This window comes from Rhodococcus jostii RHA1, assembly GCF_000014565.1.
Lineage (GTDB): Bacteria > Actinomycetota > Actinomycetes > Mycobacteriales > Mycobacteriaceae > Rhodococcus_F > Rhodococcus_F jostii_A.
Window position 1 is genome coordinate 5,484,198 of record NC_008268.1, and the last position, 15,007, is coordinate 5,499,204.

Sequence of the window (15,007 nt, forward strand, 5' to 3'; positions counted from 1 at the left end):
AACACAGTGCTTCTATGGCAATTACCGAGGGCACCAGCAGCGAGGCGACGCCTGCCGAACGCGAGTACGGCGACCGCGTCCTGGCCGTCGAACCGGGCGGAAACGAATTCATTCCGCACGAGGTCCGCCACGGAACTCCACGCCAACTCTTCTGGACGTGGATGTCGCCGAACCTCGAGTTCGCCACGATCTTCATCGGGGTCCTGTCCGTGTCGGTGTTCGGGATGACGTTCTGGCAGGCGACGCTCGGGCTCGTCCTCGGAACAGGACTCGGGGCGGCAGCGCACTACGTTCTGTCCGCGCGAGGTCCCTTGCACGGCGTTCCGCAGATGGTGCTCGGACGCCTCGGCTTCGGCTATCGGGGCAACGCCCTTCCGGCGGCGTTCATGTCGATCATGTGCGGCGTCGGCTGGTTCGCCACCAACAGTGTCAGCGGCGCGTTCGCGCTCAACACGCTGACCGGTCTGGCGCCCCTGCCGTCCCTGCTCGTGATCGTCGTCATCCAGACCGTGTTCGCGTTCTTCGGGCACAACCTGGTCCAGGCGTTCGAGCGTTACGCGTTCCCCGTGCTGGCCGTGATCTTCGCGATCACCGCAGTGGTGGTACTCGCGAAGTCGAACCCGGGCGCGCCGGCGGTCGAGGGTGGTGTCGGCGGAATGGGCGGGTTCCTCCTCACCGTTGGAACGGCGTTCGGCTATGCCGCCGGGTGGACGCCATACGCCGCCGACTACACGCGGTATCTGCCGGCCACCGTGTCGAGGGTCCGCACCGGGCTGTTCGCCTCGGCCGGACTGTTCGTCTCGTGCGTCGCACTGTCGGTGGTCGGTGCCGCCTCCGTGACGATCGGCGCACCGTCCTCCGACAACCCGACCGACGCGTTCACCGCGAATCTTCCCTCGGCACTGGCGAACCTGACGCTGCTCGCCATCGCGCTCGGGGCGGTCGCCGCCAACGCCCTCAACGTGTATTCCGGGTCGATGGCCTTCGTGACCATCGGACTGAAGTTGCCGCTGAAGACTCAGCGGGCGATGGTCACCCTGATGTTCGGAGTCGTCGGATTCCTCGTGGCGTGGTGGGCGCTCGCCGACGCCGCCGCGAGCTACGAGGCCTTCCTGCTCATCGTCGCCTACTGGATCGGACCGTGGCTGGGGATCATGTTCGCCGACCAGTACCTGCGCCGCGGGCAGCGGATCGACAACCTTCTGTACGACCGCGGGTACAGCAACTGGGGTGGTCTGACCGCGTTCGTGATCGCCCTCGTCGGATCCGTCCTGTTGTTTTCCAACCAGGAGAAGTTCGTCGGCTACGTGGTGCAGGCTGTACCCGAACTCGGCGACATCACGTTCTTCGTCGGCTTCGTGCTGGCCGGTGCGCTCTACTTCGCGATCAACGGTGCCAGGATCTCACGTGGCCAACCTATTGGCGCACAGGGCAAGTAGCAGCGAACCGTACATCGACGGCGAACCCGGGTCGTATCCGAGCAACGCCCGGATACGCTCGAGGCGCTGGTACATCGATTGCCGGCCGAGATGCAGCGCCGACGCCGAACTGGTGGCGCTGCACCCGTGCCGAAGGTGCACCTCCAGGGTGCGGACCAGGTCGCTCGAATGGGTTCGATCCCACTCCACCAACGGCGCAATGGTTGTCGCGACCATCCGCTCCCGGACGTCGGGAGGTAACCGGTCGAGCGCGAGTTCGGGGGCGAGTTCCCGTGTCGTCGTCACCACCCGCCCCGCCAACCACGACCGCCGGGCAGACATCGCGAGGCGCAGTCCCGAGCGGGCGGTGTGCAGCGCGGCGCCGACGTCCCCGGGAGCGAAGTCGCACGGATCGCCGACCACCACCGTCACCCCGTCGGTGATGTTGGACGCCAACGATTCCTGAAAGCAGTCGACGGCGGTCCCCACCGGGTCGACCACGGTCGCGGGGACCGCGATCAGGCCGAACGTGCTCGCGTGCACCTCCGCACGCAGGCACGGCTGCCCGAGCAGTTTGGCGGCCGAATCCAGCAACCGGGTCGCGATGCGCGAACCCGGGGAATCGATGGCGACCGCGACCACCCGGTTGCCCGGTGCAGGATGGAACCCCGCCGCGGCGGCTCGCACCGTGAGGTCGATCTGCCGAACGTCGCTGCGGTCCAGCAGGTCCGACACCAACGCGGCCGCGGCGCGCTGGGGACGTCCCGCGAGGCTGCCGGAGTAGGTCAGTGCCAACCCCAGGGACGCCGTCGATCGTTCGAGCAGCGCACGCAACACGGAAGAATTCATCGTGGAACCGGGGCCGGCCGTCAACGTCCCCCACGCGCCGTCGCGTGAATGGATGGTGGCCGTGACGGTTCCGGCGTCGGCCGCCGCCCAGGCTGCGCGGTCGTCGTCGACGCCGTGCGCCGCGACCAGTGCCCCGCTGCCGCTGGTGACGATCAGCGGGCAGCCGCTCGTCTCGCTGATGCGCTCGAGCAAGCGGGCCACCCCGTTGCCTGCCATCAACTCCGCTTCCAGCACACGGGACAGTTCGTTCTGGGTCCGCAGGGCCGACACCTCGCGGGAGATGATCTCGGTGTTGGCGTTCTGGCAGAGTTCGATGAACGGGACCACCGTCCGGAGCGCGATGAGCGGTAGGTCCAGGGCGGCCGCCTCTTCGATCATGTCACCAGGAACGACGTCGAACGTCCGGCCCAGCTCGATCGCCACGCCCGCGACATTGCGTTCCCCGACCTCGCGGAGATAGTGCCTGCGCGTCCCGGGATCCACACCGGACAACCCCAGCCCGGTGGTCAGCAGCAACTCGTCGCCGGACAGCAGCGGGCTTATCTCGTAGATCTCACTGGAATGCACCCAGCGCACCGCGCGGCCGAGCTGCGACTTCCCGGCCAGAACCTGCGGGTTCGCGCTGACGAACTGGTTCCGGAGCAACTCGCGCACGGTCAACGACATCGTCGAACCCTCCTCGGGAGGCGGACAGTCTGTACAGGTTAAGGCCCGTTCGTTACCACAGTGTGTCCGTTGTGGTCGCGGCGTCCGAGACGGAAGGTAGAGGCATGTCGATCTCTGTGAACTCTGCGCGGATGGCCCTCGACCCCGAGGAACTGCTGACCGTGGCGATCGCCGAAGCCGAACTCGGCAAACGCGAGGGCGGGATACCCATCGGGGCCGCACTCTTCGCCGGCGACGGATCCCTGCTGGGCAGCGGCCGCAACCGACGGGTCCAGCACGCCGATCCGTCCGTCCACGGTGAGACGGACGCGTTCCGGGCTGCCGGGCGCCAGCGCGACTACCGCTCGACGATCATGGTGACGACCCTGTCGCCGTGCTGGTACTGCAGCGGTCTGGTCCGGCAGTTCAACATCGGTGCGATCGTCGTGGGGGAGAGCGTCACGTTCACCGGCGGTCACGAATGGCTCCGTGAGAACGGCGTGGACGTGACCGTCCTGCGCGATCAGCACTGCATCGACCTCATGACCGAATTCATCGAGAACCAGCCCGAACTCTGGAACGAAGACACTGGAGTAGCCGAATGACCGCGATCGCCACCGTCGACATCGCCCTCTGGCGGGCGGGCGGGCCCTCCGCTGCGGCCGTCGCCAGGGACGTCGACGAGGGACTGCAGCGCGCCGGGTTCCTCCTCGTCCGCGGCCACGGAGTCACCCGCGAACTGGCCGCGGACGTACGGGCCGCGGCGCGCCGGTTCTTCGCACTCCCGGAAGAGGTGAAGGCGCGGTACTCGGCGATCGTGGGCGAGCGCGGCTGGATCGGGCCCGGGATGGAGGCCAACGGCTATGCCGAGGGCACCGAGACGCCTCCGGACCTCAAGGAGACGTTCGCCATCGGGGCCGAGACGCGTACCGGGGATCCCGTCGTCGACGACGTGTGGTTCAAGCCCAACGTGTGGCCCACCGAAGTGGCGGACCTGCGCGCCCTCCTCACCACCTACACCGAGGCGATGCGCCGGCTCTCCGACGACCTCCTCGCCCTGTTCTCGGCGGCACTCGCACTGCCCGCCAACCCCTTCGACGGACTCGCGGACCGCCCGACGTGGACGTGCAACATCAACCACTACCCGCCGATGTCCTCGGTGGGGGAGCCGGAGCCGGGCCAGTTCCGTATCGGGCCGCACACCGATTTCGGCACCGTCACCGTCCTGGACCGGGAACCCGGCGCAGGCGGACTCCAGGTGTACACCGACGAAGGCGGCTGGGCGGACGCGCCCTACGACGCCGACGCTCTCACCGTCAACATCGGCGACCTCCTCGAGTACTGGAGCGGCAAGCGCTGGCCGTCGGGCCGACACCGCGTGCTGCCGCCGCAGGCCGACGCCCCCGAAGAAGACCTGGTGTCGCTCATCTACTTCTACGAACTCAACCACGACGCGCAGGTGACACCTCTCGAGCCGCCGATCGGAACCGTCGCCGGGCTCGGGCCCGTCACGTCGGCGGACTTCATCAAGACCCGCCTCGACGCGATCACCTTGTAGGCGCCGCACGGGTCCGAAGGGCCTCGTCGGTCAGTTCCAGCCACCGGGTGACGCCGATGTCGTGGAGGAACTGCCGGTCGTGGCTGACCACGATCAACGCGCCGCGGTAGCTGCGGAGCGCCTGCGTGAGGTGGGCGAGGCTCGGCAGGTCGAGGTTGTTCGTCGGCTCGTCCATCAGCAGCAGGCGCGGGGCGGGTTCGGCCAGCAGGATGGTCGCGAGCGCGGCCCGCAACCGTTCGCCACCCGACAATGCCGATGCGAGCACGTCGGAATCATTGCCCCGGAACAGGAACCGGGCCAGCTGGGCACGGATCTGTTCCTGCGACGCGTGAGGCGCCGCCGCGGCCACGTTCTCGGCGACCGTGAGCGATTCGTCGAACACGTCGAGTCGCTGCGGCAGCGCCTTGAACGGAACCCGCGGTCCCGCGGCCACGACGGCGTCGAGGAGGGTCGTCTTGCCGACACCGTTGCGTCCGACGAGGGCGATCCGCTCGGGGCCCACGACGTCCAGCGACACCTCCTGTCCGCTGAGCAGGCTCACGTCCCGGACGGAGACCACCTCCTGGCCCGAGTGCACCTGCGTGGCCGGGAGGTCGATGCGCACCTCCCTGTCGTCCCGTAGGGCACTCTCCGCTTCCGTCAACGACTCCCGCGATTCGTCGACCTTCGCGATGTGGTTGTTCCGCAGCTTTCCCGCGGATTCCTGCGCCTGACGCTTCCGCAGCCCCATCACGATCTTCGGTTCGCGCTTGTTCTCGAACATCTTCTGCCCGTACCGCTTACGACGGTCGATCTTGATGCGGGCCTCGACGAGTTCCCGCTTCTGCTTCTGCACATCGCTGCGGGCATCGCGCACCGCCGACCGCGCGGCCTCCTGCTCCGCCTCGACGATCTCCTGGTAGGCGCTGAAGTTCCCGCCGAACACGCGGATCTCACCACCACGCAGCTCCGCGACGGAATTCATGAGATCGAGCAGGTCGCGGTCGTGGCTGACCACCAGCAGGGTGCCCGGAAACTGTTGCACCACCTCGTAGAGCTTGCTGCGGGACGCGCTGTCGAGGTTGTTGGTGGGCTCGTCGAGGAGCAGCACCTCCGGTTCCTTCAACAGTTGCGCGGTGAGGCCGAGCAACACCGTCTCACCGCCGGACAGGGTGCCGACGGTGCGATCGAGGTCGGACGTGCTGCCGAGCACGCGTTCGAGACCGAGCCGGTGCAGGGTCGAGACCGCCCGCTCCTCGATGTCCCAACGGCCGGTCGCGGCATCGAAATCGTCGGGTGTGCCGTCGCCGGACTCGATGCGGTGCAACGCCGCCCGGAGGTCGGCGATGCCCAGGATCCGGTCGACCTTCAGCGTGGGATCGAGCGTGATGTCCTGCGGCAGGTACGCCACCTCGCCCCGCGCCGTCACCGACCCGCGGTCGGGGTGCAGGCGCCCGGCGATCAGCCGGAGCAGTGTGGATTTACCGGAACCGTTGAGACCGACCACCCCGGTGCGTCCGGGGCCGAAGACGGCGTCGAGGCCGTCGAAGACCGGCTCGCCGTCGGGCCAGGTGAACGTGAGGTCGGACAGGGACAGATATGACTGGGCCATGGGGTACTCCCGAGGTGTGTGCGGATGAAGACTCGCGTGACTACCTCGTCAGGAGCAATGGACCGTTCCTCTCTGTCTGACGCGCCCGGTGCACATCGGTGACGTTCACGATAGGACGCCGCCGATGCCCGCGCAATCGAATTAGATCTGGGGCCCGTCGGCCCTGAGTTCGTCCACCTTCGCCATGGCTTCGCGGAGCTCGGCGAGCCACTGTTCGCTGTGCTGGCCGGCTAGGCGCACCGTCCACATCAGCGCGTCCGACCGCGACCGCGCCACGCCGGCGTCGACGAGCGTGTCGAGAACCTTGCGTTCGGGCTGGCGGAGCCGGGTCATCACCGGCACGGCGAGGTGAGTGAACAGCGTCTTGTGGCCGTCGAGGCTGACGCCCCACGCGACCTTGCGCCCGTAACGCCTCTCGGCCTCGTCGGCGATGCGCATCCGATCGCCCCGGGTCGTTTCGCGGAACCGGGAGATGCGTCCGTCGATCGCGGCCTCCGAACCGGAGTCGGCGGACTCGACGGGCGGCAATTCGCCGACCACGACGATCTCCTCGCGGTCGACCTCTACGGTCGCGGGGCCGGTGAACCAGTCGTCGGGAAGACGGCCGGTGAACCATTCGGCCGCGTCGCTCGCATCGGGGACATCCGCCTGCTGCCATCCACCGGGCCGGCCGAAGCGGCGGGGGCCCGGACCTTGTGTGTTCCTCATGGCGTCCTCCTGGGGACCCTGGTGCCGCGATCACTGTGATGCAGCACTGATTACATAATTACACCGATTATTCGAAGCGCGCCACCACGTCAGGCATGATCGAGTTCGTGCGCACCTCAACCGTTCGTCACAGCCCCATCCGTCCCACCCCCACCCGGAAGGCAGCGGCCGGAATCGCCGTCCTCGCGTCCGTGCTCTCCGCCTGCGGACTCTTCGGGCCGGACCAGCCCGACACCGTCTCGCAGCAGTTCGCCGACGCCCTCAACAGCGACGACGTGCAGGCCGCCGCCGAACTCACCACCGATCCGGCCGCCGCAACCGCCGCGATCACGGCGATGTACGACGGGCTCGGAAACAAGGACGGAACGTTCACCCGCACCGACGTGCAGGAGTCGGGTGACAACGGCGGCACGTTCACGATGGACGTGTCGTGGCCGTTCGCCCCGGGGCAGGAGTGGAAGTACAGCACCACCGGCAACGCCACCAAGGAAGGCGACGACTGGAAGATCGTCTGGGACCCGGCCGTCCTCGCACCCGGCCTCACCGACGACACCACCGTCCGGTACACCACCACGACCGGGGCGCCGCCGAAAGTCCTCGCCGCGGGTGGGGCGCCGATCCTCGAGCAACAAGTCGTGACGCTCGTCAACCTCGAACCAGGTGCGGACACCGCGGCGGTGGCCGCGTTGCTCTCGCCCATCGCCCCGACGATCACCGCCGCCTCGCTCCAGCAGGATCTGGCCGGTGCCCAAGGTCAGCCGGTCACGGCCATCTCGCTGCGCGCCGAGGACCTGGCGCCCATCGAACCGCAGTTGCGGCAACTCGCCGGAGTGACACTGGCCCCGCAGACCAGACTGCTCAGCACCGACAAGGCGCTGGCCTCACCCACCCTGGCGGGCCTCGGCGACCTGTGGCAGGAGGGACAGGACGCCTCCGCCGGCTGGGCGGTGCAGCTGGTCGGCCAGGACGGCGCGGCGAAGAGCATCGCCGGCGAGCAGGGACCCGACGCCCCCGACATCGCGACGACCCTCGACCTCCCGATGCAGATGGCTGCCGAGCGGGCGCTCGCCGACGTGCCGCAGCAGGCCGCGATCGTCGCCCTGCGACCCTCCACCGGGGAGGTGCTGGCGGTCGCGCAGAACGCGCCGGCCGACGCACTCGGGCCGATCGCGCTGACCGGCCTCTACCCGCCGGGATCCACTTTCAAGACGGTGACGACGTCCGCGGCACTGCAGGCCGGTGCCGCCACGCCGGACACCGTCCTGCCCTGCCCCGGCACCGAGAACATCGAAGGCAGGCAGATCCCCAACGACGACGAATTCGACCTGGGCGCGGTCCCGCTGCACACCGCCTTCGCGCGGTCGTGCAACACCACCATGGGACGGCTGGCGGTCGGCTTGCCGCCCGACGCCCTGCAGCAGGCCGCGCTGCAGTTCGGGCTCGGCGTCGACTACGTGACGCCCGGGCTGACGACCGTGACCGGCAACGTGCCCGTCGCCGACAGTCCGGCGGCCCGCGTCGAGTCCGGGATCGGGCAGGGGCAGGTGACCGCGACGCCGTTCGGGATGGCCATGGTGGCCGCCTCCATCGCGAACGGTTCGACGCCGTCGCCTATGATCGTGCAAGGCCAACCGGGTACAGCCGACAAGACGGCGCCCACCGTGCCTGCGAACGTCACCTCCGACCTCCGGACGATGATGCGTGAAACTGTGACGGGCGGTACCGCTACTGCGCTGCAGGACATTCCGGGACTGCTCGGCAAAACGGGGACGGCCGAGTCGGGAAATGGACCCGCGCACGGCTGGTTCGTCGGAATCAAGGACGACCTAGCATTTGCCGTATTTATAGCAACAGGTGACAGTTCGGCCCCTGCTGTGCAGGCTGCGGGGCGTTTTCTTCGATAAACCCGTTCGCGCGTTGCTGTTCGGGGATAAGTTGTGGCTCAACCGTAACTCCTTCGTAGGCAAATGGTGCTTGTTACGCATGTGACTGAAAGCAAGATGGTGGACATGGGGAATGGACGATCGCTTGGCCGCCGCAACAGATACGTGATCGCCCTGACGTCGGCTGTCGTTCTGGCGGTGATTCTGGCGTCGTGTGTGCTCTCGAAAGAGGAGGCGACCGCTGAGTCGGTCGTCGACGACTTCGTCAATGCGCTGAACGAGGGCGACGCCGCCGCTGCTGCAGCGCAGACCTCTTATCCCAACGCCGCGGAGACGGCGATTCAGCAGATGTTCGACGGGCTCAAACCCGAGGACGCCAAGTTCGACCTGACCCAGTTCATGGATCTCGGCTCGGACTCCGGCTTCTTCACTGTCGGTGCCGCTTGGCATTTCGGTGAGGGCAAAGATTGGACCTACCAGGTTCAGGGTGGTGTGCGGAACCTGTCCGTCGGCTGGCGCATCTCCTGGGATCCGTCGATCCTCGCGCCCGATCTGGGCAACGGGCGTATCGTCCGCTACGACCGGACGGACGCCGCTCCGCCGCGGGTCTTCGACGCGTTCGGTGCGTTGCTCATGAACGAGCAGACCATCAACTCTGTCACCCTCGATCCCGCCACGATGCCCGATCCCGTCGCGACCACCCGGCGTCTCGCGGAGGTCCTCGAGCCGGTGGCACCCCTCGTGACGTCCGACACGATGATGGCGGAGATGGCCGAGAAGCCCGGCCAGCAGGTCACCGCCGTGTTGCTGCGCGACCAGGATTGGGAGTACCTCGAGCAGGATCTCGCGATCCCCGGCGTCATCACCATCAAGACGCCGAAACTCATCACGGCGGATCGGCGCATCACGACGCCGCTGCTGGATCCGCTGCGCAAGGTGTGGCAGGCCAACCGGGACGCCACGGCCGGCTGGGCCGTCCATCTCGTGGACCCCGACGGCACGCTCATCCCGCAGGCAGGGTTCCAGGGCCCGCCCGGACCGGACATCGTCGCGACCATGGACTCCCGCCTGCAGCTGGCAGCCGAGGAAGCCGTGGTCAGTGTCGGCACCCCCGCGACGATCGTCGCGATCCAGCCGTCCTCCGGCGCGGTGCTGGCCGCCGCGCAGAACAATCAGGCGATGGAGCAGGGGCCGATCGCGTTCCAGGGCCTGTATCCCGCCGGGTCGAACCTCGACCTGGTGAAGAAGGCCGCCGGACTGCAGAAGGGCGTCGACCCGTCGTCGCTGTCGATCGAGGACATCGAGAAGGCAGGCAATCAGCTCGGGCTCGGCATGAACTACAAGATCCCGGGCCTCGACCATCAGACCGCCGTCTTCACCGCCGACCAGTCGGGCATGAACCAGGTGATGAACCGTAAGGACAGCGACCTGCCCGCCGTGACGCCGTTCGGGATGGCCATGCTGGCTGCATCGATCGCGCGGGGCAGCGCGCCCGCCCCGATGATCGTCCAGGGACAGCCGGGCACCACCGATGTGGCCGCTCAGCCGCTTCCGGCGAACGTCAACGATCAACTCCGCGGCATGATGCGTGACAACGTGGTGCGGGGCGGGGCGTCGTTCCTCAACGGCTACCCGGACCTCATGGGCATGAACGGTGCGAGCGGCGACGACCGCTGGTTCTACGGCTCACGCGGCGACCTGGCCTTCGCGGTCTTCGTCGCCGACGCCGACGGTGGCGACCGCGCGGTGAAGATGACCGACATGCTCTTCCGTGAGATGGCGAAGCCGGCGAACTGAGGACACGGAGATGGCGAAGCCGGCGAACTGAGGACACGGAGATGGCGAAGCCGGCGAACTGGAGGGCGGGGCCGTCCACGCTGAGGGAGTAAGTGAGCAAGGGTAAGTTTCTACCTTGTGCCCCTGCTTGATATCGGTCTTCTCGTCGTAGCGGGGTTCTTCGCGGGACTGGTCGGCTTCGTCACCGGCCTGGCGTCCATCGTGTCGTATCCCGCACTCCTCGCGGTCGGTCTGCCGCCGGTGACCGCGAACGTCACCAACACGGTCGCGATGGTGGCGGTCGGCGTCGGCGCCTTGTCCAACTCGACGCGGGAGGTCGCCGACACCGGCCCCAAGCTGTGGCGCTGGGCGCTGTACTCGGCCGCGGGCGGCCTGGTCGGCGCGGGAATCCTGCTGGTGGCTCCGGCGGGGTCGTTCGAGGCGATCGTCCCGTTCATGGTGGCGTTCGCCGCGCTGGCGCTGCTGCTGCAACCCCGGCTCCGCGCGCTGGCGGGCGAGCGGGACATGCCACGCGCGTACTCGGTGTCGCTGTTCGTCGTCGCCATCTACGGCGGGTACTTCGGTGCCGGCGCCGGCGTGATCTTCCTGGCGATCGCCTTGATCCTCACCTCGGAGAAGATCTGGCGCGCGACCATCCTGAAGAGCTTCCTCCTGGGCGTCGCGAACCTGGTGGCGGCGATCGGGTTCGCGGTCTTCGGTCCCGTCCACTGGGGCGCCGCCGCCGCGATGGCGGTCGGCGCCCTGGCCGGTGGCTGGTGCGGGCCGCCCGTCGTCAGGCGGATACCACCGTCCGTCCTCCGCGTCGTCATCGCGATCGCGGGATTCGGGTTGGCCGTGTGGTTGTGGGTGCGCTGAGACGACGCTCAGTGCATCGTCAGTGCACGCCCTTCATCAGACGCCGGATCCACGGTGAGCCGATGGCGAGGAGCACACCGACGGCGATCGAGCCCAGCCCGACCGCGGTGAAGTACGGGACTTCGTTGTTCTCGTCGTAGTAGCCGGCCAGTGTGCCCGCCATGGCGGTGCCCAGGGCGACGGACAGGAAGAACAACGCCACCATCTGGGTGTGGAAGGCCTCGGGCGCCAGTTTGGTCGACAGCGACAGCCCGACCGGGGACAGCAGCAGTTCGGCGAACGTGAACAGCAACAGGATTCCGGCCAGACCCAGCAGCGGTGCACTGTTCGCGCCGCCACCCGACATCGGGATGAACGCCAGGAACGCGATACCCATGATGACGGTGCCCGCCGCGAACTTGATCGGCGACGACGGCTGTCGAGGTCCGAGCTTCGTCCACGCGGCTGCGAAGACGCCCGCGAAAATGATGATGAAGACCGGGTTGATGGACTGCACCCACGACGGCGGGAAGTCCCAGCCGAACAGGTTGCGGTCGAGTCGCTTGTCGGAGTACACCGCGACGGTGGTGAACTGCTGCTGGAACAGCGACCAGAACACCGCGCTGGCGATGAACATCGGGATGAACGCGTAGACGCGGCTGCGCTCGACGGCCGTGATGCGGCGGCTCGACAACATGATCGCGAAGTAGCCGATCGCCGCGACGATGGTGAGGCCGACCACGATGTCCGACATGTTGGCCGCGGTGATCACCCCGGTCAGGGACAGGGCCGCAATGACCACGACCGCGGCGGCGCCGATCGCGATCCACTTGGGTCGCTGGGCGCGGGGGAGGGGATTGGGCGGTTCCGCACCGATGCCGCGGAGGTGCTTGCGGCCGAGTGTGTACTGGATCAGTCCGAGCGCCATGCCGATTGCGGCGAGCGCGAAGCCGGCGTGGAAGCCGATGGAGTCCTGCGCCCAGCCCGTCAGCAGCGGGCCGACGAGGGCGCCGAGATTGATCCCCATGTAGAAGATGGAGAATCCGGCGTCCCGGCGCTCGTCGTTTTCGTCGTAGAGATCCCCGACGAGGGATGTGGCGTTGGCCTTGAGCCCGCCACTACCGAATGCGACGCAGACCAGGCCGATTCCCACACCCCACAGTCCCGGGAACACGGCGAGGGCGATGTGGCCGAGCATGACGAGGATGGCGCTGTAGAACAGGGTCCGTTCGGAGCCCAGGAGCCGGTCGGCGATCCAGGCTCCGAGAATGGTGGACAGATACACCGTGCCGCCGTAGGCGCCGACGATACTGGTCGCGGACGATTCGGCGATTCCGAGGCCACCGTCGGCGGCCGAATAGTAAAGGTAGTAGATCAGGATGCCTTGCATCCCGTAGAAGGAGAATCGCTCCCACATCTCGACGCCGAACAGGTTCGCGAGGGCGGACGGCTGGCCGAAGAAGCCGCGGTCGGACCGCTTCTCGTCCCGGGCCGGATCGATGGTGTCACTCATGGGAAAACTGTCTCACCTCGAGCGGGTGTTCGTGTGCCGTCGGGGCGGATTCGCCGCTATCGGGTGGTGGCGCGCGACCTCGTCACGATCTTCGCGACGGCACGCCAGCCGAGGAGGAACACGGCGAGCACCGTGCCCGCCACGAGGACGAAACTGAACGCCGTTCCCTGGCCGCTGACGACGCGCAAGAGCATGCCCACCACGAGCGTCGACAGCCACACCGCGATGCCTGTCGGGACGATCAGGAACGCGTCGAACTTGTCGCGGTAGAGCGCGACGGTGGCGAGCCAGCCGACCGCGAGTCCGGTCAGGAACGGCCACGCCGTGGTGGCCAGACCTGTCAGGGCATTGGCTTCGTCGTGGCTGCGGCGGCCGATGGCACAGAACACGATCACGAGGACGACGTCCAGGGCCAGCGCGGGGAGGTACTTCTTCACACGGCCAGCCTAGAGGGGCCGCATTGCCGACGAGAGGTGGACTCATACCAACAGTGGACCGGGGAGAAAATTGTACTCGGTCCAAGTTGGGGTTAGGGTCGATTCATGGCTGCGGAGAGCGGATCAGGTCTGCGCGTCGCGAAGAAGCACGAGACGTGGCGGACGTTGCATGCGTGCGCCCTCGACCTGGTGGACACCCGCGGTTACGACGACGTCAGCGTCGAAGAGATCGCCGCCGCGGCGCGCGTGTCCAAGAGCACGCTGTTCAATTACTTCGAGTCCAAGGAAGCGCTGCTCTTCGACCCCGGACCGGGTGACCGTGAGCGGTGGCAGAAGCTGGCTGACGAGCGTCCCGACGGCGAACCGATGTGGGTGTCGGTCCGTGAGATCATCCGCGCGAACATCGCCCACAACGCCGCCACCCTCACGGTGCAACGGCGGATACTGGATGCGGCGCCCCACCTCGCGCAGTCGACGAAGGCCGCCGGCGAGCGATTCCAGCAGTTCGTCCAGGAGTGGGTCGACGCCCGGGTCGGACCGGATCAGGTCGACTCGCTCTGCAGTGCGCTGCTCGTCAACACGGCGTTCGCCGTCCTGCGCACGGCGTATCTGCAGTGGCAGCCCGGCGACGACGCGCAGCGGTTCCTCGCGTTGCTGGATTCGGCGTTCGCGGAGATCGAGGCCGGGGTCCTCGACCTACCCCGGTCGCGGACCGGCGTCGCGTCCCATGAACGTCACTGACGTGTGGCGCGGGCGCTCGATACCCAGGACGGCGTTGGCGCTCGCCGCGGCCGGTGCACTGGCCGTCGAGGTTCTGGTGTTGAGTCCGTACATCGCGCGAGCGTCGGGCACGTTGCTGCACCCGCGGTGGCGCTGGCTCGTGCTGGCGGTGATCGCCGAGATCGCGTCGATGACGACGTTCGCGCGACTGCAGCGGCAACTGCTCGCGGCGGGTGGTCTCCGGGTGGCACTCCATCGTTCGATCGCACTGACTTTCGCGTCCAACGCGCTGTCCGTCACGCTCCCGGCCGGACATCTCGTGTCTGCCGGATTCACGTTTCGGAGACTGCGCACGTGGGGCGCGAGCACGCCGCTGGTCGCCTGGACGATGCTCGCGTCGGGGATCATCAGTTCGCTCGCGCTCGGGGCCCTCGGAATTCTCGGGGCGACCGTCGGCGTCCGGGTGCATGCCGATCCGCTCACCGTCGGCGGCGAGATCCTGGGAGTCGTCGGCCTCGCCTTCGCGATCCGGGAACTGGTGCGTCGACCGGAACTGCTCGCGCGTGCGGGGGATCGGGTGCTCGGCTGGGCCAACGCGTTCCTGCGGAGACCCGCGGCCTCGGGCGTCGAACGCGTCCGCGCCCTCGTCGAGCAACTGTCCCTCGTCCGGCCCCGCCCGCGGGACTGGGTGCTGGGCGGTGTGTTCGCGGGACTGAACTGGATCGGCGACCTGCTGTGCCTGATCGCCGCGTGCCGCGCGGTGGGCGTCACCGACGTCGGGATCGGCCTCGCGATGACGGCCTACGTCGCGGGCATGGCCGCGTCGAGCATCCCGCTGATTCCCGGCGGGATCGGCGTCGTCGACGGCGCCCTGATCGTGGCGTTCGTCGCCGGCGGGCTGGGCACGGACGAGGCGACTGCCGCCGTGATGCTGTACCGGCTGATCAGCTTCGCGCTCATCGGCGCGATCGGGTGGGCAGTGCTGTTCGCCGCCAGGTATGCCCGTCGCACGACCGCGCCCCGTCGTCCGGGTGGATGACGGGGCGTGTGGTGC

General features: G+C 68.0%; 13 protein-coding genes. 8 read left to right on the plus strand and 5 right to left on the minus strand.

The genetic code is table 11. From position 1 onward, the window contains the following. The first annotated feature begins 14 nt into the window (after nt 1-14). Complete coding sequence (locus tag RHA1_RS25195; RefSeq protein WP_041811995.1) at nt 15-1,439, plus strand: purine-cytosine permease family protein; 1,425 nt, start codon at nt 15-17, stop codon at nt 1,437-1,439. Here the strand turns inward: RHA1_RS25195 and RHA1_RS25200 are convergent. After that, on the minus strand, nt 1,404-2,933 hold the full coding sequence (locus RHA1_RS25200; protein WP_011597377.1) for a PucR family transcriptional regulator: 1,530 nt from the start codon (nt 2,931-2,933) through the stop codon (nt 1,404-1,406). The two genes, RHA1_RS25195 and RHA1_RS25200, sit on opposite strands and share 36 nt — an antisense overlap. 104 nt (nt 2,934-3,037) lie before the next feature. On the opposite strand from RHA1_RS25200, the gene RHA1_RS25205 reads away from it, so the two are divergent. Together RHA1_RS25205 and RHA1_RS25210 are read left to right on the plus strand one after the other, a co-directional pair. Then, the gene (locus RHA1_RS25205) at nt 3,038-3,517 is read left to right on the plus strand and encodes a nucleoside deaminase (protein ID WP_011597378.1); all 480 of its coding nucleotides are present in this window, start codon (nt 3,038-3,040) and stop codon (nt 3,515-3,517) included. Continuing rightward, the gene (locus RHA1_RS25210) at nt 3,514-4,470 is read left to right on the plus strand and encodes an isopenicillin N synthase family dioxygenase (RefSeq protein ID WP_011597379.1); all 957 of its coding nucleotides are present in this window, start codon (nt 3,514-3,516) and stop codon (nt 4,468-4,470) included. Before RHA1_RS25205 ends, RHA1_RS25210 begins: the two co-directional genes overlap by 4 nt. Here the strand turns inward: RHA1_RS25210 and RHA1_RS25215 are convergent. Beyond that, nucleotides 4,460-6,061 (minus strand): ABC-F family ATP-binding cassette domain-containing protein, encoded by a 1,602-nt coding sequence (locus tag RHA1_RS25215; protein WP_011597380.1) that lies wholly within the window; start codon nt 6,059-6,061, stop codon nt 4,460-4,462. The two genes, RHA1_RS25210 and RHA1_RS25215, sit on opposite strands and share 11 nt — an antisense overlap. A gap of 141 nt (nt 6,062-6,202) precedes the next feature. Continuing rightward, on the minus strand, nt 6,203-6,769 hold the full coding sequence (abmR, locus tag RHA1_RS25220; RefSeq protein ID WP_009478185.1) for an ATP-binding transcription factor AbmR: 567 nt from the start codon (nt 6,767-6,769) through the stop codon (nt 6,203-6,205). 95 nt (nt 6,770-6,864) lie between these two features. On the opposite strand from abmR, the gene RHA1_RS25225 reads away from it, so the two are divergent. The 3 genes from RHA1_RS25225 (at nt 6,865) to RHA1_RS25235 (ending at nt 11,304) form a co-directional block, all read left to right on the plus strand. Then, entirely contained in the window at nt 6,865-8,673 is a 1,809-nt protein-coding gene (locus RHA1_RS25225) for a penicillin-binding transpeptidase domain-containing protein (RefSeq protein WP_009478186.1), read from the plus strand. Nucleotides 8,674-8,769: 96 nt separating this feature from the next. Further along, nucleotides 8,770-10,449: an NTF2-like N-terminal transpeptidase domain-containing protein gene (locus RHA1_RS25230; protein ID WP_009478187.1), complete on the plus strand. Its 1,680-nt coding sequence runs from the start codon at nt 8,770-8,772 to the stop codon at nt 10,447-10,449. A gap of 117 nt (nt 10,450-10,566) precedes the next feature. Next, the gene (locus RHA1_RS25235) at nt 10,567-11,304 is read left to right on the plus strand and encodes a sulfite exporter TauE/SafE family protein (RefSeq protein ID WP_011597381.1); all 738 of its coding nucleotides are present in this window, start codon (nt 10,567-10,569) and stop codon (nt 11,302-11,304) included. Between the two features lie 19 nt (nt 11,305-11,323). On the opposite strand, the gene RHA1_RS25240 is transcribed toward RHA1_RS25235, so the two are convergent. Both RHA1_RS25240 and RHA1_RS25245 read right to left on the minus strand, forming a co-directional pair. Then, the gene (locus RHA1_RS25240; protein WP_009478189.1) at nt 11,324-12,796 is read right to left on the minus strand and encodes a peptide MFS transporter; all 1,473 of its coding nucleotides are present in this window, start codon (nt 12,794-12,796) and stop codon (nt 11,324-11,326) included. Nucleotides 12,797-12,852: 56 nt separating this feature from the next. After that, entirely contained in the window at nt 12,853-13,233 is a 381-nt protein-coding gene (locus RHA1_RS25245; protein WP_009478190.1) for a DUF3054 domain-containing protein, read from the minus strand. Nucleotides 13,234-13,338: 105 nt separating this feature from the next. Here RHA1_RS25245 and RHA1_RS25250 point away from each other — a divergent pair, with 105 nt between their 5' ends. Then, nucleotides 13,339-13,974, plus strand: a complete 636-nt coding sequence (locus tag RHA1_RS25250) for a TetR/AcrR family transcriptional regulator (protein WP_009478191.1) — start codon at nt 13,339-13,341, stop codon at nt 13,972-13,974. Next, nucleotides 13,961-14,992: a lysylphosphatidylglycerol synthase transmembrane domain-containing protein gene (locus RHA1_RS25255; protein ID WP_237726943.1), complete on the plus strand. Its 1,032-nt coding sequence runs from the start codon at nt 13,961-13,963 to the stop codon at nt 14,990-14,992. Before RHA1_RS25250 ends, RHA1_RS25255 begins: the two co-directional genes overlap by 14 nt. Nucleotides 14,993-15,007 lie beyond the last annotated feature (15 nt).

What these genes read in the sequence shown, in the direction of transcription:
- RHA1_RS25195 (WP_041811995.1), top strand. Translation starts at nt 15, where the DNA reads ATGGCAATTACCGAGGGCACCAGCAGCGAGGCGACGCCTGCCGAACGC.
- RHA1_RS25200 (WP_011597377.1), bottom strand. Translation starts at nt 2,933, where the DNA reads ATGTCGTTGACCGTGCGCGAGTTGCTCCGGAACCAGTTCGTCAGCGCG.
- RHA1_RS25205 (WP_011597378.1), top strand. Translation starts at nt 3,038, where the DNA reads ATGTCGATCTCTGTGAACTCTGCGCGGATGGCCCTCGACCCCGAGGAA.
- RHA1_RS25210 (WP_011597379.1), top strand. Translation starts at nt 3,514, where the DNA reads ATGACCGCGATCGCCACCGTCGACATCGCCCTCTGGCGGGCGGGCGGG.
- RHA1_RS25215 (WP_011597380.1), bottom strand. Translation starts at nt 6,061, where the DNA reads ATGGCCCAGTCATATCTGTCCCTGTCCGACCTCACGTTCACCTGGCCC.
- abmR (WP_009478185.1), bottom strand. Translation starts at nt 6,769, where the DNA reads ATGAGGAACACACAAGGTCCGGGCCCCCGCCGCTTCGGCCGGCCCGGT.
- RHA1_RS25225 (WP_009478186.1), top strand. Translation starts at nt 6,865, where the DNA reads ATGATCGAGTTCGTGCGCACCTCAACCGTTCGTCACAGCCCCATCCGT.
- RHA1_RS25230 (WP_009478187.1), top strand. Translation starts at nt 8,770, where the DNA reads ATGGTGGACATGGGGAATGGACGATCGCTTGGCCGCCGCAACAGATAC.
- RHA1_RS25240 (WP_009478189.1), bottom strand. Translation starts at nt 12,796, where the DNA reads ATGAGTGACACCATCGATCCGGCCCGGGACGAGAAGCGGTCCGACCGC.
- RHA1_RS25250 (WP_009478191.1), top strand. Translation starts at nt 13,339, where the DNA reads ATGGCTGCGGAGAGCGGATCAGGTCTGCGCGTCGCGAAGAAGCACGAG.
- RHA1_RS25255 (WP_237726943.1), top strand. Translation starts at nt 13,961, where the DNA reads ATGAACGTCACTGACGTGTGGCGCGGGCGCTCGATACCCAGGACGGCG.